Raw genomic sequence first — 21820 nt, 5'->3', positions numbered from 1 at the left:
AAGCGGTGGATCAGTCACCATCGTTGTTGAATGACACTGCGCTTTCGCGAGCAAGCCCGCTCCCACAAGGGTTATGCGTGAACCTAGAGGTACGTCGTGGTCAGACGAAGGTCCGCCTCGATCAGGTCCTTGGGAGGTGGCGTCGGTTCGATGCCGCACAACCGGGCGATGTTGTTGCCCAGGTAGTCCTCAAGGTGATCCTCATCGATGCCCAGGCCTTGCGGCGCCGGCGAGCACAACACTTCCAATTCACGCAGCCACATGCCCGGTTCGTTCGGTGGCGAGTCGGTGCCGAATACGATCTTGTTGCGCGGCAGATCCTTGGCGAACTCGACGATCCGCGACTGGAAGCACCAGCCGGATTCGCAGTACACGTTCGGCGTGTCCATGGCCATCCAGAACGCTTCGAACGAGTAGTTGCCGCCAGTCTGGATACCGAAGTGACCGATGATGAAATTGACCATCGGGAACTCACGGATAATCGGGTAGAACATCGTCGGGATGGTATACGGACCGTCCCCGGTGTGGATCAGCACCACGATGTTGTACTTGGCGCAGACTTTCATCGCCGGACGCAGCCAGTCCAGCGCCCGGTCCGGACGATAGCCATGCATGTTGGCGTGCAGCTTGAGCATCTTGAAACCGTATTCCTTGATATGGAATTCCAGCTCGGCCGCACCGTTTTCCGGGCCCCAGCGCGGGTTGAAGTTGAAGTTGCCGATGAAGCGATCCGGGTACTTCACGCACAGTTCGGCGACATAGGACATGTAGTCGCGCACGCCCTCGCGACCCCGGCGGTTGCCGTCGCGATAACCGGTGTTGCCCGGTGGCGGCTGGATGAAGCCCATGTCGATGCGGCGCGGCTTGCCGTTGATCATGTACGGGCCGTCCATCAGCTTGAGCATGCGCTCGCCGGTGAAGGGTTCGCCGGTGTGGCGCCAGGCCTCGTCGACCAGATTGGTGGGGTGCAGATGGGTATCGATAATCATCGGTTCAGCTCCTGGCCAGTTGCGTGGTGACGGGGCGCTTGAGCTGCGCCTCTGCTTCGGAAACGGAACGGGGCGGTGGGGTCGGTTCGAGGCCGATCATTCGTGCGGTGTTGTTGCCCAGGTACTCCTCCAGGGTGTCCTCATCGAGGTTCAAACCCTGCGGCGGCTCGTGGCACAACACTTCGAGCAGACGCAGCCACATGCCCGGCTCATTCGGCGGGGTGTCGGTACCGAAGAGGATTTTGTGGGTCGGCAGGACCTTGGCGAACTCGACGATCCGCGATTGCAGGCACCAGCCCGATTCGCAGTAGACGTTGGGCAACTCCATCGCCCACTGCATCGGTTCGAACACGTAGACGCCACCGGTCTGTACGCCGAAGTGGGCCATGATGAAATCGACGTTGGGGAACTCCTTGATCATCGGCACCCATTCCGACGGGATGCTGTAGGGCCCGTCGCCGGTGTGCAGCTTGACCGGGATGCCCAGCTCGGCGCATTTCTCGAAGGCCGGGCGTACCCAGTCCAGGGCGCGGTCCGGACGGTAGGCGTGCATGTTGGCCTGCATCTGCACCATCTTGAAGCCATGTTCCTTGACGTAGCGCTCGATCGCCTCGACGCCGTTTTCCACGCCGCAGCGCGGGTTGTAGACGAAGCAGCCGATGAAGCGGTCCGGGTAGGTCTGGACCATTTTCAGGGTGTAGGCCATGTAGGCGTCGATGGACTCGCGACCGGTCAGGTCGCCGTCGGTCCAGGTGTAGATGGTGTTGCCCTGGGGGGGCTGGATGAAGGCTTTGTCGATGCGGCGAGGTTTGCCGTTGACCATGTACGGGCCATCCATCATCTCCAGTAGACGCTCGCCGGTGAACGGGTCACCGTCATGCCTCCAGGCGAGGTCCACGAGATCCGTGGGATAGCAGCTGATATCGATGATCATTGAAGTCGATCTCCTGATAGCGGGGTAGGGAACCTTGCGGTTCACAGCAGCCACGTCCCGGGCAATCGGCCATTTCTATGCGCAAAGACTCACGCATTCCTCGCCTGGTCGCATCCGGCTCGGGACGCTGGCTGCTTGGGGGGAAGTATTGGAAGGGGGTGTCGGGTTCGTACAATATTAATTGGGCGAGGGGGTGATATGTGTTGGATATGGCTTTGTATTGACTGGGCGGGCCTCATCGCGAGCAAGCTCGCTCCCACAGGTTTTTGTGGTGTGACAGAGATCGGGTTGACACCTCTGTCCCTGTGGGAGCGAGCCTGCTCGCGAAGGCGTCAGTGCTGTGTAAGCAATGCCAACTGCTTGACCGCCTCAACCACCGGCGCCACTCGCTCGGCCTGCCCCGGTGGCCACACCGCGTACAGGTTGTAATGCGCTGCAATCTGCGCATCGTTCAACGCCACCAACCGCCCGCTGCGCAATGCGTCCGCCGCCAGCAATCCGCGCACCAGTCCTGCGCCGACTCCTGCTTCGGCAGCCGCGATCAGATTGGCCGCGTTATCAAACACCACCCGCGCCGGTGGCTCGTTGGGCTCCTTGCCAACGGCATCCAGCCACGGAATCCACGAGCGCCGCGTGTACCCCAAAAGCGGCAGTTCAAGGATCTGCGCCGGACTCAACGGCAGTTGCAAACCATGGCGCTCAAGCAGCGCAGGTGACGCCACCGCCATCACCCGATCCCCGCAGATTTGCGTCATCTCGCAGTCTTCCCATTCGCCATAACCGTAGCGCAAGGCCAGGTTCACGCGCTCGAACGCGCTGCGATCCGAGCGCGGCATCGACAGCAGCACCACCTCATGATCGGGCAACAGATCCAGCAACTGCGGCAAGCGCGGGTTGAGCCAGCTCTGGGCCAACTCACTGTCGACATCCAGGGTCAGGCGTTGCGCTACGCTGCGGTTTTTCACCGAAGACAGCGCCCGGTCGATCTGCGCCAATCCGTCGGACAGCACACTGGCGAACAGTTGCCCGGCGTCGGTGAGGTTGCTGCCACCGCCTTCGCGCACGAACAGCGGCTGGCCGATGAAGTCTTCAAGGGCTCGGATTTGCTGACTGATGGCGCTGTGGGTCAGGTCCAGTTTGCGTGCCGCGCTGGAAAAACTGCCGCTGCGGGCCGCCTGGATGAACGCACTCATGGACTGCACCGACGGGTATCGCTTGTACATGCTGTTAGTCCTACTTACACAGGATGGCAGAAATCGTCGCTGGCCCGATTTTCCCAAGGCTTCCAATAATCGGTCACCAGGCCTGCACAAAGACGGGCCGCTCTCTTGGAGCCTGACAATGATCGAATTCACGGTAAACGGCGAACGACGCGAGCTGGCGGAGACATCGCCCTCCATGCCCTTGTTATGGGTGTTGCGTGACCACTTGAAACTCACCGGCACCAAGTTCGGCTGCGGCATGGGCCTGTGCGGTGCCTGCACCGTACACCTGGACGGTGTCGCGGTGCGCTCCTGCCAGCTGCCGGTCGCCGCCGTGGCGGGGCACAGCATCACCACCATCGAAGGCTTGTCACCGACTGAGCAGCATCCGCTGCAACTGGCCTGGGTTGCCGAAGATGTGCCGCAATGCGGTTACTGTCAATCGGGGCAGATCATGTCCGCCGCCGCGTTGCTCAATACAGGTGCCGCGGTGACCGACGACTCGATCCGCAATGCCATGTCCGGCAACCTGTGCCGCTGCGGTACTTACGGGCGGATCACCAAAGCGATCAAGCGCGCGGCCAACGCGCCGAAGGAGGCGTGATGACGATCTCCCCGATGGATGTTTCGCGGCGTGTGTTTCTCAAGCAAAGCGCAACCGTAACCTGCGGTCTGGCCATTGCCTTTTACCTGCCTTCGAGCCTGGCCGCGACTGACCCGCAAGCCCCGGCAACCGCCGCTGAGTTCGAACCCAACGCTTGGGTGAGAATCCTGCCTGACGGCACGGTGAAACTGGTGGTGCACAAGCACGACTCCGGTACCGGAACGCACACGGCCTTGGCCGCCTGCGTGGCCGAGGAACTGGACGTCAACCCGATGACCGTGCAGGTGATCTCGCCGGAAGACCCGTTCTTCGAAACCTACATTCACCCGGTCTGGAAAGTCTTCTCCACCGGCGGCAGCACCAGCGTCTCGCTGGAATACGACCGCCTGCGCATGGCCGGTGCCACGGCCCGGGCGTTGCTGATCGCGGCGGCTGCCAAACAGTGGAAAGTCAGCCCCGACAGCTGCAACACTGAAGAAGGCCGTGTGGTTCATGGGGCGAGCAAACGCAGCCTCGGCTACGGCGAACTGGTGGGCGTCGCCGCGCATCTGCCGGCCCCGAGCAAGGTTTCGCTCAAGGATCCGGCGCAGTTCAAGTACATCGGCAAGCTGCGGCACAAGCGCGATGCCCAGGCCAAGGTCTGCGGACGCTTCAAATACAGCATCGATGTAGTGCTGCCGGACATGCTGGTGGCGGTGATTCAGCGCGCTCCCGTACTGGGGGCGAGCGTTGTGTCGGTGGACAGCGCGGCTGCGTTGCAGGTGCCGGGCGTGCACAAGGTGATCAAGGTGCCGGGGCGTCCCGATGTGCTCGGCGGCAACGTCGAAGGCGTGGCGGTATTGGCGCGCAGCTACTGGGCCGCGCACCAGGGGCGCGAATTGCTCAAGGTTCAGTGGAGCGACTCGCCGCTGGCGGGTTTCGACAGTGATGAACTGGCCAAGGCCCAGGCTGCGGCGCTGGACGACAACGGCGCACAACGGGTGTCCGCGATGGCGGTGGGTGATGTGAACGCACAATGGCCGGGTGCCGCGAAGCTGCTCGAAGCCGATTACCGCATGCCCTACAAGGTGCAGAACCCGCTTGAGCCAATCTGCATCACCGCGCAGGTCAAGGACAACGCCATCACCTATTGGGGCGGGGTGCAGGTGCCGTCATCGGCGCTGGAAGCGGCGCAAGTCATATGCAAGTTCACCAAGGACAAAGTCATCATCAACGAACTGGTGTCCGGCGGCAGCTTCGGAGCGCGGGAGGCCAAATACTGGTTGTTCGAAGTGGCCTACCTGGCACAGCAAGCCAGGGTACCGGTGAAACTGATGAACAGCCGCGAAGACGAAATGCGCTCCTTGTTCATGCACCCGGCCACGCTGCACCGGACCAAAGGTGCACTGGATGCGCAGGGCCGCTTGACCGCGATGCAGCTTGACGCGGTGTCGCCGGCCTCGCCGGAGCAGTGGGAGCCGGGCTATTTCGAGCGCCCCGACAAAATGGACTACAGCACCACGGAAGCCATCACCGCGTGGGATTTCGCCTATCGTCCGGCCAACCTCGACCTGACCTGGGTCAGGCACGAAAGTCAGGTGCCCAGCGGCTGGTATCGCTCGGTGAGTTTCATTCCCAACGTGTTCGCCGTCGAAAGCTTCATGGATGAACTGGCCCATGCCGCCGGGCAAGACCCGCTGGCCTTCCGTCTGGCCAACATGCAGGACCGGTCACGGCATGTCGCTGTTTTGAAAAGCGCCGCCGAACGCGCCGGCTGGGGTCAGCCGCTGCCCGAAGGCACGGCGCTGGGAATCGCCACCAATCAGGGTTACACCAGTTTCATCGCGGTGGTCGCGCGCCTGTCGCAAAAGGAAGGCGTGATCAAGGTCGAGAAGCTCACCTGCGTGGTCGATTGTGGCCTGACGGTGTCGCCCGGCGGCGTTGAAGAGCAGATCTACGGCGGCTTGATGTGGGGGCTCGGCCACGCGTTGTTCGACCGGATGGACATCAAACAGGGCAGGGTGGTACAGAGCAACTTCCACGATTACCGGGTGACGCGCATGTCGGATATGCCGGCGGTGGACATCCTGCTGGTCGACGGCGATCCGGCCAAGCCCGGTGGCGTCGGCGAACTGGGCAGCCCGTCGGTGGCCCCGGCCATTGCCAATGCCTTGTTCAGCCTGACTGGTGTGCGCCAGCGCTCAACACCACTGAACCTGGGATAACGTGCATGGACTTGCGCTTGCTGAGGTACTTCATGGCCCTGGCCGAAGAGCTGCATTTCGGCCGGGCCGCCAACCGATTGCATATCTGCCAGCCACCCCTGAGCCAGCAGATTCGTCTGCTGGAGGAGGAACTGGGCACGCCGTTGTTCGAACGCAGCCATCACCGGGTCGAATTGACCGCCGCCGGGCAGATGCTCAAGGAACAGGCGCCACTGGTGTTCGAACAACTCAACCGCGCGCTGGACCTGACGCGCCAGACCGGCCGTGGCCAGTTGGGCGAACTGGAAATCGGCATGATCAGCTCGGTGATGGTCGGGGTGCTGCCACGGGCCTTGCACCTGTTTCGCGAGCGTTATCCGCAAGTGAACTGGCGTCTGCATGAAATGACCCCGGCAGCGCAGGTCAAGGCGCTCAAGGAAAAACGCATCGACGCCTGCGTGTTCCGGGTCGGCTATGACGACCCGCAGTTGCGCAATGAACTGCTGATCTACGAACCGATCCGGGTGGTCATGCCAGTCGATCATCCGTTGGCAAAGCGTGAAACCCTGGCGCCGTCGGATCTGGCTCAGCAGCCGTTCGTCGCCTTGGAATTGAAGCAATCCCGGTTCGCCGATTTTCTCTTCCAGTGCTGCATCCAGGCCGGGTTCACCCCGCAGATCCGCCAGCAGGTGATCGAGGTGCAAACCTTGCTCAGCCTGGTGCGGGCCGGTTTCGGCGTGGCGTTGCTGCCGGCCTCCATCGAGCAATTGGCTCCGGCGGGCCTGGTATTCCGGCGCCTGACCCCGGCGTTGCCGGAGGTGCCGCTGTACGTCACGTACCGTGCGGATGACGATTCGCCGGTGCTCAAGCTGTTTCTCGATACGTTGCGTGAGCTGGTGTTACAGGACGCTAGGTAACCGTTGTACCCGTAGGAGCTCGTTCACCTGCATTGTGCGGGCATCGACATCGGTAGCAAGAGACGGTTGCGCGCAGCCTGCATGGTAGCTGGCGGCAGGAACATCTTCATGCGCTTGAGCAAGAAGTGCGCTGCGCAACGCAGTAAATTTGCGAAATGGGTAAACACCATTTAGCGATTCGCAAGCACACGATGCTGGGCGCCTATACGGCCGAAAGTGAAGAGCCAACTGTGACCGTCCGCCAATAACCGGAGTCCCTTAACTCATTGATTAATTAGCGTTTCCGTTTATTTTTTAGCGGTTTACCGGAAAATCAACAGAATATTCAGCCGTTTTTCCGAGTATTAAGTATGCGTACCGCGCCAACCATTAAAGCCACTATTGAATAGAAAAAGCGACACAGCATATTCTCCCCCGTGTGAAGAGGTGGATCAGACACACACAAAAGCACCGTCAGCGACCTCCAAAAAATGCCCGACGTCCGGATCTTGTTACTCACCGAGAACTTCAAAAAGCAACAGAGAAAAACCACCTGGTGCAGTTTTTACGCGTGGGCAGAAAACAACCGGCTACGTCGAGTACAGACGCAGCCAGTTAAATGTACAGGTGATCAATGAAGACACGCTGTTGGTTTGATTCTGTCGACGTGTGGGACGCGGATTGGGCGATATATGTGCAAGAGATGCTGAGCTCAATAGAGATTGTGTCGCAAGGTTATTCGACCAACATCTATCGCGTCGCTGGAAGGTTCAATTGACTAAATAGCGTTAGAAATAGACCAATGAAGAGATTAAAATCTAACATTCGTATTGTACGGATAGAACTGCCTCAAGAAGCCAAAGTGATAGAAGATCTTTATTGCTAGACTTTAATATTGGAATTTATCAATGGCTAATTTGACATGGCTGTAGGGGCATCGTTGCGCCTACAAATACTGAATAGGGTTTCCTCAGCGTTTGTTGAGATTGAGAGGTTATATTGTTTGATTTGGTTTTGAACCAATCTCATCGCTTGATTGGATGAAAATTTCCAAGGGCTTAGCAACGGACTAAGGTATTCGGGCGGAATATCTAATAATGCATCAAGGAAGTAATCCGAACCAATTGATAAATTTATTTTCAATGCGCTGTATTTTTTATGATCTATCACCATTTGTTTTGGTTGGTAAGGATCCCAAGGAGAACACCTGAAAAAATGGCTGTAACCCTTAGGGTTTTCCATCCATGTGTCAAGGACTTTTAGGTTTTCACGAATATGAATATTTAGTAAGCTGGCTGATTGCCTGCTGGGCCTGCTGTTAAGCAGGCTATAAGCAATTACGATTTTGTTTATGGTTGCGTAGAGAATATACACTTCTACACATGGAATGCCGAAGTTGTCTGTAATGACAAGGCCAAGGTTTAAATACTGAAGATTTATCTTATAAAAATTCTCAGCCATTTTTGAACCCGTCGATAAAATTTAGATACTGACTAGCGGTGATAAATGGTATTAGATCTATCAGTCGACGTAAAATACCAGAGTGCTCTAAGTCGACAAAAACATTACTGTGCTTACCTATGTCGTATGCGGACCATCCATATAACAATCCAAACTCATTCGAAATAAATGCTAATGTTTGCAAATCACGATCTGAATAAAACCCGATGATGCACCCTGTTAATATTAGCGCGCACATCCGTTCGAACGCCGAGCATGAAAATGGACCTATCATCATTAATGCGCGACCTCCAAAGTATTTAAACGCGCCGCGCTGGGGTGATGATCGCGAAAGAGTTCTACAAGCGAGCCCTCTCGGTTCGCCAGCGCAAAGAAATAACTCGATCAAAAATTTGAGTGCCTTTTGAGTCTTATGATCAGCAAACGTTGTTGATATTTCCAAGCTATTTATAAATTTCTGAAACTTAAGCGCAAGCAAAACAACAATTTGAAGATTTGGCTCATTTAGCCTGCACTTGTGAGTTTGAGTAAAATCGCTGGACAAAACATGGATGTGATAGCGGTCTCCATATGGTAGCTCGTTTAACAAGCACTTATGGATGTCACAAATAGGGTTGGCGAGATATCTCCATCTTTTTTTGTAAACAAGACATTGTTGATCGGCCAAAGAATCGACCAAGCACGCCTTGCATGCAAACTGAGTGGCAGAATATGGAATTATCCATTCAGAATGTGAACGGAAGTGATTCCAAATTTCTTTGGGGTTTGCATTAATTACATTGTGTACAGCTGTGGAGGTTAAAATTTCTTTGGAAAAGTCAGGGTCCTGACTCGGGTAGCACTTAAGCTTGGATCTAGTAAGGGCCTGTATACTTTCGACAGAGATGCAGCGGTGCGAAAGCTTTATTTCGCATCTGTTAATCCATGATGTGAAAGACTCATCATTAACTGGATTCAATACTGAATAAATATGCATTGTTCTGAAGTGTAGCCTTTAAGGGTGGAAATTCATTCGATAGTGGAGCCTGGGCGGGGCCAGTAAGCAGTGCGTGTATGGCATGTTCCTTTAGAAGGTAAAACAGATTTCCAGTGTTACCTGAACATAGTTTGAAAATGGTTTCAGCATGGGATCTGAGATCAATATTTATTGTATGCTTTTCAGAGAGAGTATTTTCAAGGATCCCCATAAAAGATGAAAAACCTACGCCATTTTCCCATTCTTGTATGCAATGAATAGACGTCAGTATATCGTCAGTGCATGTTGCTCCATAAGCACGCTTCGTCGTGCCAATAATTATATTTATAGACATCGGTGTGCGCGCTAAACTTAGGCAGGCGTTTATCAATTGCTGCTTTTTTATCCGCGTAATTACACCCTCTAAAAAGTCATTTAGGATGATGCAGTCAATTTTAGCGTGACGAATTAAGTTTAATATGAAATATGGGATTATTTGATTTTTCGTAGATTGTAGTTTCGCTCCTTGGTAAGTGAATCCGTAATACTCTAGTAATGCTTCCCATGGATTATTTCCATCGCTGAAGGCGCGGGGACTAAGCACTGTTGTATTGATCGACCTACGGAGAAGGATGTCTTGGCACATTTTTGTCGCAGTTGAGACGCCACAGCCAGATTCTCCGAGGATAATATGTAATGAGCCTCTTCCAGTGTTTACCGAAAGCATTGAATCTATCGCAGCCACAACATTTTTTACTTGAGGAGTTGGTAAATTGAACTCCTCGTAAATTCGATTAATTTCATTTATTAGATGAGATTGAGGCATTGAATTTCATCGCTTTTTATGGCGCAATAGAGAAACTCCATATTTCGCAGCTAAAAATGGAGCATTATCTATAATGGGGAGAGTGATCTTTTCTAACCCTAACGATATAGCTTCGGCAGCGCATACCTGAATGATTTTTACCACGTTATCCATGACGCCATTCGCGTGCTTGAGTATTGCAGTAGCCAAATCTTGACTGTGCAAGAATGACGGAAGTTTTAATGGAAGAGTGCGTTCATACGCGGCAATAAATGCCCTAAAATCTTCATCCAATTTCCACTTTTCTAACGGCCATTGCAAGTAGCGCCTTTCTAATTGAGGGTCTAGACGGAGAGCTTCGCTGGCCTTGTCTACGCCAAAAGCAAAGACACAAAGATTGTATTGATCGCCGGACAAATTTTTTAGTAATGAAAGATTAATTTTCTGTTGCATTGTCGATAAGGTTACAGCGTCATGAATTTCATCAATGACAATCCCCTTGACATTATTTCGCTCGACGGTACGCGCAAATTCTTTGGAAGCATTATATCCGCTGTACTTTTTGGTTACCTCCATCCCGAATGCCTCCAATAGAAGCTCCCTGAGATTATAGTTATTCGGATTTTGCCTGAAGCTCATAAATACCAATTTTTCGGTTTGATTTTTATTTGATTCTTTTACGCGATTTATGATGCTTGTTTTTCCATAACCTCCGCTGCCCCATACCAACATACATGGTGCTTGAACCTTGTTTTCAGTCCGAAGCATAAAGTGCATGGCATTCATTATTGCTTGGGCGTTGGGGTATTCAATGAATACATCTTGCAGGCATATCATGAGTCGTTCTTCTGTGGAAAGGTCTAATAAGTGGCGTCTGGATTGACGTACGTGGCTTGTGTCTGTTGGTTGATTAGTCATTTTGGTCGAATAGTTGGGGGATTAATGAGAAGTTTACTTCCGGTTCCGAAGCGACTGAATCTTCGCAATTGCTAATATGGACATTCCACACGGCGTTAGGAATTCCATGCTTATTTCTGTCTCTGTGATGCATAACTCCCTCTTGGTGTGCTTTTGCTAATTTGGCACTGCGTGTGTCGCGCTGGCTATTTTTTACCAATGCATTATTGGTCCGAATCTGCCTGAGTGCGTCGTCATCAGTTACTGTGCCGACTGGTATCTGCTTATTGAACTCACGGTCGCAGCGGTAGTCTTCGTAACTTGAAAACTCACTAACTAAAGACACTTGCGGAACTCGCACATACACCCCTTCGATATTGACCCATACTACGGTCAAATCAAACGGATCGAACTTTACAATTACCTTGCCTCTTCCTTGGACTCGATTTAATTTTGGCGTGTAATATCGCCTAGTATTGAGTGTTATTCCATTGTTTCTCACGGGTTTTATTTTTTCTGGTAAGAAATCCAAATAGAGCGTTTGCGGATTTACGACCAATTCGGGCGTAGTTATTTGCTTTTCGCGAAATGCCTGTTCCCATGCATCTTTTGGGGATTTTTTTAACTGAGAATGAACAGTGCCGTGATAGATAAGCACTTGTCCTGCGAACCAGGTGCAAAACTCCTTAAAAGTTAAAGCAGAATGTTTTTCACTGTCATAGTCACCGCGCTGCTGTGTGTTGGAGAAGGTAGTTCCTGGTAGAAAATGCACTGCAGAGGTCATGAAAGTCCCGATCAAACGTTCAATATGACCGCCCATATGCTTTTTGCCAATGATTCGCCACTCGGGATTTATTTTATATTTGCGCAATGTAGCTTCAAGTATCGGAGATCGAAATTCAGATGCGTTATCCATCAACAATCTTTCGGGAAAACCAAAGTATGGATAATGATTTGATTCACTAGCTAACTGAAAATAACCATTGCTTTTAGGGAGGATTGCCATTCCCATTGCTTGCTGAACAGAGATAAGTGAAGGAGCAAACATTGTCAGGTAATAACCTAGGATGACGCGCGTGTGCACGTCTATAATTACTGTGAGCCAAGGTCTTCCTATAACTTGCGTGCGATCATGTTCTGCGCGAAGTATTAAATCTACTCGTGTGTGGTCCATTTGTGCTACTTGAAGAGGGCGGTCTGTAAAGACGATTCCAGGGCGAGATTGATAGATCTGATTCGTCGCATCACTGCCGTGCTTTTTTAGAAATGTTTCTTTTTCATCTATGCTCTTGATTATTTTTTTTACAGTTGCAAGACTTGGGCACATCAACCCAAGTGCATGGCATGCACTTTGTACTTGCCGCCATACATTTGCGTACGAAGCTGATTTTCCGTGATAGTGTTTGTCATAGCATTCTTTAATGACGTGTATAGTTTCAATATCAGTTCGCATACTGCCTGGTTGAGGGCCGGGATTATTTTTTATTAGTGTGACGGGGCCTAAGTCTGGGCTGTACCTTTTAACGAGTTCATAGAATGCGCTTTTTTTTACGCCTAACAATGCCGCGGCGTCTTTTGCTGTACGTAATTTATTAATAAATAATTCAATAACGGATGACCTTTCGCCCGCTAGTATCATTTGCGAGGCGCTGCGTTCCGTTATGTGAGTTACGTTACGTTTATTGTATTCAGCGCTGTGGCGAGATTGTGGGATAGGTTGGATATTCGCGAGATCGACTACTGATACTGTCCCAATACCATATTCAGTGACCGTAACGGTTCCCTGCGATCCTACCTCCATTACTACGGATAACTTACCATTGGCCACCACAAGGTGACCGCACTCAATTGCGATCCTCAAAAATATCTCCCTTTAGGGCCTTTACCTTTCAAGTTGATGCTCGGCACTAAATGTGTACGGTACGGTCTGTATTCACCGCACCATTGATACCGGTCCCGTCGGCGAAATACTATCGATCGACCGTGCATGATTCCTAGGGTCTAACAAAAAAATGACTCTCATGTCCGAACTCAATAAATACAGGGGTTTGAAGCACGAAAAAGTTTGTGCATTGGCGACGTGAAGAAAGCCTTGATTCGGTACGGTGGATTGCAGAATGATACTCACGCATTTTATGAGGAAGTGGCATTCAAATGGGGCGTAAGAACAAAACACTGTTGCAGACGCTGAAAGCAGCGGTCTTAGCTGAAAGACTTACAGAACTTGCGGGCATCCAACCCAATGGTTATCAATTGTCACGTTGGTATGAACGGAGACTAGGACTTGCCCATGGTTCGCAAGAGAAGCGCTCATGGGACATGTTTTTAAAAGGCCAAATGCCTCAGCATGACAAACTGGCGATAATTATCGATTTAGAGCCGAAATTGCGCGACTTATTGAACCATCCATTCTGGATGATTATGGACGAATCAAGTGCTCACCTTGATATTCACCAAGTGCTCCAGAAGGAGGTATATCCAGCAAATAAATTATATTTGAAAGTTCTTTGGGATGACTTGAGCTTGATGCCTGTACTGGATCGCATCACGTTCCTAGTGGCCATGATAATTTCTCCAAAATCATACGAAATATGGACTGCATACATCACCGATTGGCTAGCTGAGAGCTATGCTCAGCTTATTTTAGAGTCGTTATGGAAGCCCTTCGCTGATTTTTTATTGGAAGTAGTGATGGTGCGGTGTGAAAGCAATCAAGCGTTTTCCCCTACACGATTATGTTCATCTATCAGTGCGGAAAAACTTCAATCGTGGAGCATTGTCTCTGAGGATTATGGGACGTACCAATCCGGCCAGGCTCCCACAGCATGGGCGGCGTGGTGCAGCGCCATCTGGCGCCTCAATTGGTCCGAGCGAGAATTATTTATGAAATATATAAATAATCGCGCCGCATTCCGTTCCGGCGACAAAACATCTCCTGAAAAGAAAATTTATAAACGAGTGCGCGACCTACGATACAAACTCCTACAAAAAAGTCCGAAGCTAACAATCTGCGTTTTAGATCGCTATGTTTAAATTTTTGCCGTGACATTCAATGCATCTATGACCTGTCGTTGAAAATATTTTAATGAGCTAAGTTCATTTTTTACCTTAATATTTTCTTGTTTCAGGTCTGCAATTATTTTGCAGAGCTCGTCTATTAGTTCTGGGTATTCCTTGGTAGTGCCATATTTGTGCAATATTTTTAGCAGGCGAGCGAAATCGTTGTGCTGACTCCATAGACTCGATGAATCCTGAGATTGGAATTGACCATTGTTTATCTCCTCGTTAGATTTAGAGCGTTCCGCGGATTGATTTAGTTCTTTAGATTTTAAAGCTCGTAGGTGTTTAACTATCGTGGTTTTTGAACCGTGATTACCCATTTCTGTACGAACCGCTTCCAGCGTCGCTTTTACACCTTTTTTTTCCAAACTTATTAATGCCCGTTTAACTAAGGCTTCGCTAATAATGGGCTTCATGACCTAATCCACTACAAAATTATAAAAGCAGCTTATCATATGCGCATTTCTGCGCGAGTGGGAATCGATATCCGGGCTGCGTTGATCCCTAGCGTCGTGATAACTAAATTTGCATCTGGTCCAGTTCTGGGTGATGGCTAATGTAATGCATTTTTAGCTGTTGCTGATGGAGTAGTGTAACGCGCATGTTTCAGATTACAGTATCTCCTCTCTTTTTAGGTTCCTCCGTTAACAGGCGTACCCCACGCATGACTGGAATCACCTCTAAGCAGATGAAGCCCTGATCTCGTTTCGAGGCAGCTGTTAACAAATGTACGCTCTTTGATTTGAGGCGCGTAATAGTCATCTCGCGTTTGGGTTTCACCCGTGAGGATCTTAATAGTCACCTTTCAGAGCTAAATGCTAGCAGCCTCGTGCCCAACAGAAGACTCTAGCTGGCAACCTTTCCGCGCTTGCGAACGCCCTAGGCATTTAGAAATCTGTCAGAGATGTTATCGGTGTCGATGCGATTTACCGAGCACTGAAAGACGATGGCTGACCGTGTTGAACGCCAGCGACCCCAACCTGGCCTTGACCCGGGCGGTGACGAGTGCCGCGTCGATTGACGGGGGTAGCAGGAGCGCCCAGCCGCCGTCGGCCAGCGGCCGCGCCAGATGGTCAACGACAAACTGAATCGCCACCGCCGGCGGCAGCGGCGCGTTGCCCAATGCCTGGCCATAACGCAGTTGCAGCCAGGCCGAGCAAATAGGTGAGGGCGCTGCGGTAACTGCGCACGGTGTTGGCCGCGGTGCCGGCGGTGATAAAGGCCGCCGCCGCTTCCTGGGCATTGAGTGCGAGGAAATGTGGGGTCGAGCGGGGTTTCGTCGATCTAGGCCAACTGGTCGGTAATATTGAGTACGGTCATCGGACTGAAATTTCCGTCTTCGGAAATAACGTCGGATAACATTCCATTATCAGACCTAATATCCTCGTAGGTTGACCACCTTGGAATAAGGGGTTGATCAAATCCGTCAGCACACCACCGATATCCTAACGCGATTCAGCGAGATTTCACGTCAAACCCCAAGTCAGGCGGCCAACGGAGAGCACCTCTCTGGCCATTTAGCTGCCCTACACGCTGATCGGAGGCACGTTCGTCGGTACCATCATGACGCTGGTGTTCCTGCTAGCGATGTACTCCATCTGGGTTCAAGATGCATCCTGACAATACGGGTCAAGCTGAACCAGCCGAGCATTAATTTATGACTTGACGAAATTATCGTCTGTCGCCTTTGGGCCGATACCGCCGTTAATGTAGAGATCGAAGTTTTCCACAGTTTGGCCGGAGACAGCCTTGTCCAGCCGATGTTTTATAAGCCACCTGCCATTCACGCGGTGATAAGTAACATCATAGTAACCCGCAGCACTTCGCTGTCCGTTATAGTTGGCGTTAGGCCTGAACAAACCAATCCACTGAAAATGCAACCGACTATAAGCCCTGTCACCGATGAGTTGAATTCGGGGAAGATGCATGAAGTGCAGCCCCTTGTAGAATGCGTCGATGTCCCGGCAAAAGGCTGAGAGTTTTGCGCTTCCGGTGATGATCTGGCGTTTTTGGGCACCGACGGGGGCCAAGTCGAGCACGCCATCACTTGTGAAGAGCGCTGCCCAGCCATCACCATCACCGGCATCCCAACTCCGTGCATATTCTGCCTCAAGATCTATGATTGCCAGACGGGCTTCAACCTCTGCGAGACGCACTTCAAGGGCCGCTAACGTTTGGTCTTTCATTGTATTTCAGCTCCAGGCGTTTTCAGGGGCGTCGATACGATTGGTGGGTTGGCAACTACGGGGCCAGAACTCCAAGTCATGCGACTGTTCCTTAATATTGTATTTTCGTTCGAATCTACTCCAGAGGTCTGGCAGCCGTCCTGGTCCAAACGGAGGTTGGAAGCGACACCTTCGCTCGCGCCTGGCTTCTCGTGCATTCAGAGAGATCTACGCAATGCCGATCGTTGCGCTGCGTTGTCAAACGCTCTCTATCGTCTCTTCAGACTAAGACGCCCATCTGTTTGACCTTTAGGATCAGATCCAAAGGCCAATTCCAGAGAGAGCGTCGGGTATGACTGTCGAACGAGATTTCACCAATAAAGTGGTGTTGGTTACAGGTGGCACCAAAGGAATTGGCTTCGGGATAGCAGAGTGCTTCCTGAAGGCCGGCGCCACGGTGCTGGTGTGCGGACGCAATTCTCCACTGACATTGCCGGGCGTAGAGGGGCGGTCGGCGGATTTTTTTCCTGCAGATATTCGTGAGAGCGCCGATCTGGACAGACTCTTCTCCCATATCCATGAGCGTTATGGCCGGCTGGATGTGTTGGTTAAAAATGCCGGCGGTACCCCTTATTCTCTTGCCGCCAGCGGTTCAGCCCGTTTCCACGAGTCGTTGATCAGCCTGAACCTGACCGCACCATTGCTTACTGCATTGCGGGCGAATGCCCTTATGCAGGATCAGGACACGGGAGGAGTCATTCTGTTCATCGGCAGCGTGGGCGCTTACTCGGCCAGGCCGGGTAGTGCTACCTATGCGGCGGCCAAGGCTGGCGTGCTCAGTTTGACCAAATCCTTGGCGGTGGAGTGGGCCCCCAAAGTCCGGGTGGTCTGCGTCAGCCCCGGGCTGGTACAAACCGAGCAGTCTCATTTGCATTATGGCGATGATGACGGCCTCGCTGCGGTGTCCGCTACCGTGCCACTTGGACGTATGGCACAACCTTCGGATATCGGTGAAGCCTGCTTATTCATGGCTTCTTCGCAGGCGGCGTACATCAGTGGGGTAGACCTGCTGGTCCATGGCGGGGGCGAGCGCCCTGCGTTTCTCAATGCGGCGAGTGTGAACAACGAATGAATCCCCGGCCTTTGCTCTAGTCCTGATGGACGATGAGTCAGCTTGTTCTCTCGGCCAGCATCTGGCCAGGTTCTACTTCTTCAGAATAGGAAATGACAAATGACACAGGCGGTCATCGTATCCGTAGCGCGCACGGCAATGGGCAAGGCCTATCGAGGGGCTTTCAATGACACTGAAGCGCCAGTACTCGGTGGTCATGTAGTACGTGCAGTGGTCGAACGGGCAGGTATCGAATCGTCCGAGGTCGATGATGTGGTCATTGGCGTAGCGGCTCAGCAGGGGACTCAGGGCTACAATCTGGGTCGGTTGTGCGCTTACACGGGCGGCCTGCCTGACTCTGTGCCTGGCATGGCGGTGGACCGGATGTGCGCATCGGGATTGATGAGCATCGCAACGGTCGCCAAGGGCATCATGTGTGGTGAACTGAACATTGCAGTGGCCGGTGGTCTGGAGTCAATTTCGCTGATCCAGAACAAACACAAAAATACTTATCGGCTCCAGTCCAAAGCTGTGCTGGAGGTCGCGCCCAGCGCATACATCCAGATGATTGAAACCGCTGAAATCGTCGCGAAGAAATATGCGATCCCGCGTGCCTTACAAGATGAGTATTCCCTGCAAAGCCAGCAACGTATCGCAGCGGCTCAACGTGATGGGCTATTTGGCGATGAAATCGTACCGATCACCACGGCCAAGCAACTGTTCGACAAAGAAGGCAACAGCCTTGGCCATGAACTGGTCACTCTGACCCAGGATGAATGCAATCGGGCCGATACAACACTCGAGAGCCTGGCGAACCTGAATCCGGTCTGGAAGGGGGGCAATTGGATCGCTGAAGGCCAGCACATAACCGCAGGCAATGCCTCGCAACTGTCCGACGGAGCTGCCGCCAGTTTGCTAATGAGTGCGTCTGAAGCAAAGCGCCGCGGATTACAACCTCTGGGAGCTTACCTCGGCCTTGCGGTGGCTGGCTGTAAACCCGAAGAAATGGGCATCGGTCCGGTTTATGCAATTCCCAAACTACTCAAGCAGCACGGGTTAACGGTTAAGGATATTGGGTTGTGGGAGATCAACGAGGCATTCGCCTGTCAGGTGATTTACAGCCGCGATCAGTTGGGCATTCCTCAGGACAGGTTGAACGTCAACGGCGGAGCTATTGCCATTGGCCACCCCTTTGGAATGAGTGGTACGCGGATGGTCAACCACGCCTTGCTCGAAGGCCGGCGTCGTGGCGTTAAATACGTGGTTGTGGCCATGTGTATCGGCGGTGGCATGGGTGCCGCCGGACTTTTCGAGGTGTAATGAGCGTGAACGCCCCGACCGGTGATTGGTTATCTCGGATTCAAGCACGCCTCGATCAACCTTATGCTCGGGTATTGGCGTGTGATCCGGTGAATTCGAGCATGATTCGCCACTGGTGCGAGGCTCACGGCATCAATGACCCACGCTATGGGGTCGACGCGGGTGGATGCAGTGATGATAAGTCATTGGCTCCACCGAGTATGTTGCAAGTCTGGCTTCAGCCGGGCCCTACAGGCTGGCGTCCGGAAGGCTCGGCACAAGTGGATGCGACGGAAATTATCCGGCTGTTCAGTGAGGGAGGTTATACCGGTCTGGTCGGCGTCAATGTTGATCAGGAGTTTGTTCGATACCTTCGCACGGGGGAGCAGCTTCACAGCGTCAGTACCCTTGTGTTGGTGAGTGATCGTAAAACCACAGGGCTGGGTGACGGATACTTTTTCACTGTGCGCCAGGATGTGTTTACTCAGGCCGATGAAAAGGTTGCAGTGCTGCACTTTCGCCAGTTGTGCTATTTGCCGAAGGAGTCGTCATGAGCGGTGCTCCGACTTTGCATTTTGAGGATATTGGGGTCGGCCAATCGTTGCCAACATTGCGGGCGGAGGTGACGACCAGCAGCATCGTTGTCAGCGCCATGGCCACCCGCGATTTTCATCCGATTCACCATGATCTCGACAAGGTCCGTGAGTTGGGGCATTCAGAGCTTTTCTTGAATATCTTTGCCAGTAATGCCTATGCCGAGCGCTTCGTCAGTCAATGGGCAGGTTCCGAGGCGCGCCTGAGTAAAATGAGCATTCGACTAGGTGCTCCGTGTTATGCAGGCAATACGTTGCGCATTGAGGGTACTGTCAGCGACTTGGGGGGCGCGCCAATGCGCTGGGTTGAAGTAGAGATCCGCGCCTACGCGAATGAAATCGTGCATGCCAGTGGCGTGGTTAGGCTGGAGTGGCCTTGAGTGGTTATTTTCTGCCGGCAAATGTAGTGTCCGATTCTCAAATAAGAATAAGCAGAGGTTGACCTGATGAACGATGGCAGTACGGCGGCCGTTATAGGCCCCAACGAAAACGCCAAAGCGTGTGTGGTTGTGGCCGGCCCTGCGCTGGTTTCATTGATCCCTATGGCGGCGGCGCCCGCGCTACCGGCCATGGCGGTACAGTTTGCCGCGGAGGGTGACGGGGCACTCTTTGCGCAGTTGGTGATGACGATTCCCGCGGTCATGGTCATTCTCGCCGCTCCTCTCATGGGCTATCTCGCTGAGCGAATTGGGCGTCGACTGGTATTGCTCAGTTGTCTGTTGCTGTTCACCCTTTCAGGCGCTTCTGTGATGTTGTTGAGCGATCCCTGGTTGCTGATGGGCTCACGATTATTGTTGGGAGTTGCTGGCGGTGGGTTGCTAACCATTTCATTTGCATTGGCGGGGGATTTCCAAGGACACCTTCGTGAGCGCGTACTCGGTTTTGCCGGGGCGGGCGCGGCGCTGATGGCTATAGTCGCGATGGTCGCTGGCGGGCATCTGGTGGATTTATTGGGGTGGCGAGGGCCTTTCGTACTCTATTTGTTAGGTTTGCCTGTGGTGCTTTTAGGCTGGTTTGTAGTGGCTAGACATCGGGCTGTAGAACGTGTTTTTAGTGACGTCAGGTTTCCGATAGGCAGCCTTTGGCCGCTTTATTTGCTGACCATTATTTTGACCATCGGCCTATTCATGCCGGGTATTCAGGGACCGTTTCTACTGGAGGCAGATGGAGTCGAGAGCGCGACGACTCGAGGTCTGGTGCTATCAACATACTCACTGGTGGCTGCGATTGCCGCTGGCAGTTTCGGTTACTTACGCCGTCGTATAGAGCCAAGAGCGGTATTGGTACTCACGGCGCTCGCTCTGGGTATCGGCAGCCTGGTTATGGCCACAGCTCACGGAGTCTTCGGATTGATCCTGGGTTGTGTGATTACCGGGATTGGGGCGGGTCTGGTGGAGCCGATTACGGTATCAATGATTTTGTCCCGAGCGCCGGAACCCGTTCGGGCACGGGCTGTTGGGTTGCTCTTGAGTGCGGTGTTCCTCGGGCAGTTCCTTAACCCATTGGCAGTGGGCCCTCTGCGGACTCTTTACAGTATCCATGGTGCATTTTTCGGTGTCGGCCTGATCTTCATTGGTCTGGCGATCATGCTTTGGTTGGTCAAACGCAAGCACGCAGATAGCTCTGTGCCTGTGCCTTCCAATAGCGAGCTTTGAGCGCTGAGTCAGCGATCCTCAAATGCCCCAGCCCGGTGTACAGGCTGGGGCATTCTTCATTGTGCTCTTTTGAAGGCAAGTTGCAGGGCAGTCGCTGCCACGCTCAAGGCCTCGTCAGCCGCGTCGATGACCCCGAGCATGCTGGCGAAACCGTGGATTTGCCCCTCCCACCGATGAAGGCGAGTAATGACGCCTGCCGCCCTCAGTGCTTTGGCATATGCCTCGCCCTCGTTGCACAAGGGGTCATACTCGGCGGTGATCACGGTGGCTGGCGCAACTGAAGGAGAAAGGGTGGCGCGTAGTGGAGAGGCGCGTGGGTCGTTCGCCGCGGATTGATCAGGCAGATACTGTTTCCAGTACCACTGCATCATTTCAGTCGTAAGGAAATAATCTTCACCACGTGTCCGGTACGAGGGGCTGTCGAAGCGGCAGTCGGTTACCGGATACAGCAGTACTTGATGGCAGAGTGTCGGAGCGGCGTTTTGTGCGTCGATGTTGGCGATCACCGTGGCCAGATTACCTCCTGCACTGTCACCGGCGATGGCTATGCGACTTGGGTCGCCACCGAGTGAGGCGGCGTTCGTGATGATCCAGTTCAGCGCGGCAAGGCTGTCATCCAAGGCAGCGGGAAATTTCGCTTCTGGCGCCAGGCGATAGTCGACCGACACAACCAGACTTGCTGCCCGATTAGCCAGACAACGGCAGACGTTGTCGTGCATCTGTGGCGAGCCGAAGACAAAGCCACCACCGTGCAGATAAAGGGTAATGGGTAGCGGACTTTCAGCGTCGGGGTAGTACAGGCGCAGGCGCAGTCGGCCAGCGGGGCCTTCGATACTGAGGTCTTCAATACGTCGCACCTCATCGCCGAGACTGAAGGGTGATTCGCCTTCGGGCATTTGGGTCAAGGCAGCACGGATCTGGGCGCCGTCCATGCTGTAGTCCATCGGTGGCATCAAGGCCAGTAACTCCAGGGCGGCCTTGGCTTGTGGGTGAAGTGGCATGAGTCTGCTC

General features: G+C 53.1%; 19 protein-coding genes and 1 pseudogene. 9 read left to right on the top strand and 11 right to left on the bottom strand.

What is annotated here, in order from left to right:
• Positions 1-83: 83 nt before the first annotated feature.
• From KW841_RS03955 to KW841_RS03945, 3 genes are all read right to left on the bottom strand, one after another.
• Entirely contained in the window at positions 84-989 is a 906-nt protein-coding gene (locus tag KW841_RS03955) for an amidohydrolase family protein (RefSeq protein ID WP_218473737.1), read from the bottom strand.
• 4 nt (positions 990-993) lie between these two features.
• Entirely contained in the window at positions 994-1923 is a 930-nt protein-coding gene (locus KW841_RS03950) for an amidohydrolase family protein (RefSeq protein ID WP_090183042.1), read from the bottom strand.
• Positions 1924-2255: 332 nt separating this feature from the next.
• Positions 2256-3146, bottom strand: a complete 891-nt coding sequence (locus tag KW841_RS03945) for a LysR substrate-binding domain-containing protein (protein ID WP_218473736.1) — start codon at positions 3144-3146, stop codon at positions 2256-2258.
• Positions 3147-3264: 118 nt separating this feature from the next.
• Between KW841_RS03945 and KW841_RS03940 the strand changes: the two genes are divergently transcribed.
• From KW841_RS03940 to KW841_RS03930, 3 genes are read left to right on the top strand one after another with little or no spacing between them, the layout of a single operon-like run.
• On the top strand, positions 3265-3729 hold the full coding sequence (locus KW841_RS03940) for a (2Fe-2S)-binding protein (RefSeq protein WP_218473734.1): 465 nt from the start codon (positions 3265-3267) through the stop codon (positions 3727-3729).
• Positions 3729-5933, top strand: coding sequence for a xanthine dehydrogenase family protein molybdopterin-binding subunit (locus KW841_RS03935; protein ID WP_218473732.1), 2205 nt, complete (start codon positions 3729-3731; stop codon positions 5931-5933). Before KW841_RS03940 ends, KW841_RS03935 begins: the two co-directional genes overlap by 1 nt.
• Positions 5934-5938: 5 nt before the next feature.
• Positions 5939-6829 carry a LysR substrate-binding domain-containing protein gene (locus KW841_RS03930; protein ID WP_218473731.1) on the top strand — a complete coding sequence of 297 codons (891 nt, stop codon included), beginning with the start codon at positions 5939-5941 and terminating at the stop codon, positions 6827-6829.
• Between the two features lie 891 nt (positions 6830-7720).
• Here the strand turns inward: KW841_RS03930 and KW841_RS03925 are convergent.
• The 4 genes from KW841_RS03925 to KW841_RS03910 all read right to left on the bottom strand — a co-directional run bounded on the left by KW841_RS03925 (position 7721) and on the right by KW841_RS03910 (position 12787).
• Positions 7721-8269, bottom strand: a complete 549-nt coding sequence (locus tag KW841_RS03925; RefSeq protein WP_218473729.1) for a hypothetical protein — start codon at positions 8267-8269, stop codon at positions 7721-7723.
• Positions 8270-9213: 944 nt separating this feature from the next.
• Positions 9214-10050, bottom strand: coding sequence for a hypothetical protein (locus tag KW841_RS03920; protein ID WP_218473727.1), 837 nt, complete (start codon positions 10048-10050; stop codon positions 9214-9216).
• 6 nt (positions 10051-10056) lie between these two features.
• Positions 10057-10866 carry a TniB family NTP-binding protein gene (locus KW841_RS03915; protein ID WP_218473725.1) on the bottom strand — a complete coding sequence of 270 codons (810 nt, stop codon included), beginning with the start codon at positions 10864-10866 and terminating at the stop codon, positions 10057-10059.
• A 73-nt stretch (positions 10867-10939) separates the two neighbouring features.
• Positions 10940-12787, bottom strand: a complete 1848-nt coding sequence (locus KW841_RS03910; protein WP_218473724.1) for a Mu transposase C-terminal domain-containing protein — start codon at positions 12785-12787, stop codon at positions 10940-10942.
• Between the two features lie 293 nt (positions 12788-13080).
• Here KW841_RS03910 and KW841_RS03905 point away from each other — a divergent pair, with 293 nt between their 5' ends.
• Positions 13081-13959 carry a hypothetical protein gene (locus KW841_RS03905; protein WP_218473722.1) on the top strand — a complete coding sequence of 293 codons (879 nt, stop codon included), beginning with the start codon at positions 13081-13083 and terminating at the stop codon, positions 13957-13959.
• Here the strand turns inward: KW841_RS03905 and KW841_RS03900 are convergent.
• The 3 genes and pseudogenes from KW841_RS03900 to KW841_RS03890 all read right to left on the bottom strand — a co-directional run bounded on the left by KW841_RS03900 (position 13956) and on the right by KW841_RS03890 (position 16172).
• Positions 13956-14402 (bottom strand): DNA-binding protein, encoded by a 447-nt coding sequence (locus KW841_RS03900; RefSeq protein WP_218473720.1) that lies wholly within the window; start codon positions 14400-14402, stop codon positions 13956-13958. The genes KW841_RS03905 and KW841_RS03900 overlap by 4 nt on opposite strands.
• A gap of 500 nt (positions 14403-14902) precedes the next feature.
• Positions 14903-15270, bottom strand: a pseudogene (locus KW841_RS03895) (integrase); the annotation flags it as partial.
• A gap of 371 nt (positions 15271-15641) precedes the next feature.
• Entirely contained in the window at positions 15642-16172 is a 531-nt protein-coding gene (locus KW841_RS03890; RefSeq protein WP_218473718.1) for a nuclear transport factor 2 family protein, read from the bottom strand.
• A 331-nt stretch (positions 16173-16503) separates the two neighbouring features.
• Here KW841_RS03890 and KW841_RS03885 point away from each other — a divergent pair, with 331 nt between their 5' ends.
• The 5 genes from KW841_RS03885 to KW841_RS03865 all read left to right on the top strand — a co-directional run bounded on the left by KW841_RS03885 (position 16504) and on the right by KW841_RS03865 (position 20809).
• Positions 16504-17283 carry an SDR family oxidoreductase gene (locus KW841_RS03885; protein WP_218473716.1) on the top strand — a complete coding sequence of 260 codons (780 nt, stop codon included), beginning with the start codon at positions 16504-16506 and terminating at the stop codon, positions 17281-17283.
• Between the two features lie 99 nt (positions 17284-17382).
• On the top strand, positions 17383-18582 hold the full coding sequence (locus KW841_RS03880; RefSeq protein ID WP_218473714.1) for an acetyl-CoA C-acyltransferase: 1200 nt from the start codon (positions 17383-17385) through the stop codon (positions 18580-18582).
• Between the two features lie 5 nt (positions 18583-18587).
• A complete protein-coding gene (locus KW841_RS03875) occupies positions 18588-19115 on the top strand; it encodes a MaoC family dehydratase N-terminal domain-containing protein (protein ID WP_218473712.1) in 528 nt (175 codons plus the stop codon).
• Positions 19112-19534, top strand: a complete 423-nt coding sequence (locus KW841_RS03870; protein WP_218473710.1) for a MaoC/PaaZ C-terminal domain-containing protein — start codon at positions 19112-19114, stop codon at positions 19532-19534. Before KW841_RS03875 ends, KW841_RS03870 begins: the two co-directional genes overlap by 4 nt.
• Positions 19535-19600: 66 nt before the next feature.
• Positions 19601-20809: an MFS transporter gene (locus tag KW841_RS03865; protein ID WP_218473708.1), complete on the top strand. Its 1209-nt coding sequence runs from the start codon at positions 19601-19603 to the stop codon at positions 20807-20809.
• Positions 20810-20865: 56 nt separating this feature from the next.
• Here KW841_RS03865 and KW841_RS03860 read toward each other — a convergent pair whose 3' ends face one another.
• Positions 20866-21810, bottom strand: coding sequence for an alpha/beta hydrolase (locus tag KW841_RS03860; protein WP_218473706.1), 945 nt, complete (start codon positions 21808-21810; stop codon positions 20866-20868).
• Between the last annotated feature and the right edge of the window lie 10 nt (positions 21811-21820).

The sequence above is a fragment of the Pseudomonas sp. PDM28 genome (assembly GCF_019219115.1).
Classification (GTDB): domain Bacteria; phylum Pseudomonadota; class Gammaproteobacteria; order Pseudomonadales; family Pseudomonadaceae; genus Aquipseudomonas; species Aquipseudomonas laurylsulfatiphila.
Note: the sequence above shows the minus strand (reverse complement) of the source record. Positions and strands in the feature narration are given on the sequence as shown.

Bases quoted from the DNA above. Each gene is read 5' to 3' on its own strand.
- KW841_RS03945 (WP_218473736.1), bottom strand. From the start codon at position 3,146: ATGTACAAGCGATACCCGTCGGTGCAGTCCATGAGTGCGTTCATCCAG.
- KW841_RS03880 (WP_218473714.1), top strand. From the start codon at position 17,383: ATGACACAGGCGGTCATCGTATCCGTAGCGCGCACGGCAATGGGCAAG.
- KW841_RS03905 (WP_218473722.1), top strand. From the start codon at position 13,081: ATGGGGCGTAAGAACAAAACACTGTTGCAGACGCTGAAAGCAGCGGTC.
- KW841_RS03900 (WP_218473720.1), bottom strand. From the start codon at position 14,402: ATGAAGCCCATTATTAGCGAAGCCTTAGTTAAACGGGCATTAATAAGT.
- KW841_RS03925 (WP_218473729.1), bottom strand. From the start codon at position 8,269: ATGGCTGAGAATTTTTATAAGATAAATCTTCAGTATTTAAACCTTGGC.
- KW841_RS03930 (WP_218473731.1), top strand. From the start codon at position 5,939: ATGGACTTGCGCTTGCTGAGGTACTTCATGGCCCTGGCCGAAGAGCTG.
- KW841_RS03915 (WP_218473725.1), bottom strand. From the start codon at position 10,866: ATGATATGCCTGCAAGATGTATTCATTGAATACCCCAACGCCCAAGCA.
- KW841_RS03860 (WP_218473706.1), bottom strand. From the start codon at position 21,810: ATGCCACTTCACCCACAAGCCAAGGCCGCCCTGGAGTTACTGGCCTTG.
- KW841_RS03950 (WP_090183042.1), bottom strand. From the start codon at position 1,923: ATGATCATCGATATCAGCTGCTATCCCACGGATCTCGTGGACCTCGCC.
- KW841_RS03920 (WP_218473727.1), bottom strand. From the start codon at position 10,050: ATGCCTCAATCTCATCTAATAAATGAAATTAATCGAATTTACGAGGAG.
- KW841_RS03885 (WP_218473716.1), top strand. From the start codon at position 16,504: ATGACTGTCGAACGAGATTTCACCAATAAAGTGGTGTTGGTTACAGGT.
- KW841_RS03940 (WP_218473734.1), top strand. From the start codon at position 3,265: ATGATCGAATTCACGGTAAACGGCGAACGACGCGAGCTGGCGGAGACA.
- KW841_RS03935 (WP_218473732.1), top strand. From the start codon at position 3,729: ATGACGATCTCCCCGATGGATGTTTCGCGGCGTGTGTTTCTCAAGCAA.
- KW841_RS03870 (WP_218473710.1), top strand. From the start codon at position 19,112: ATGAGCGGTGCTCCGACTTTGCATTTTGAGGATATTGGGGTCGGCCAA.
- KW841_RS03865 (WP_218473708.1), top strand. From the start codon at position 19,601: ATGAACGATGGCAGTACGGCGGCCGTTATAGGCCCCAACGAAAACGCC.
- KW841_RS03955 (WP_218473737.1), bottom strand. From the start codon at position 989: ATGATTATCGATACCCATCTGCACCCCACCAATCTGGTCGACGAGGCC.
- KW841_RS03890 (WP_218473718.1), bottom strand. From the start codon at position 16,172: ATGAAAGACCAAACGTTAGCGGCCCTTGAAGTGCGTCTCGCAGAGGTT.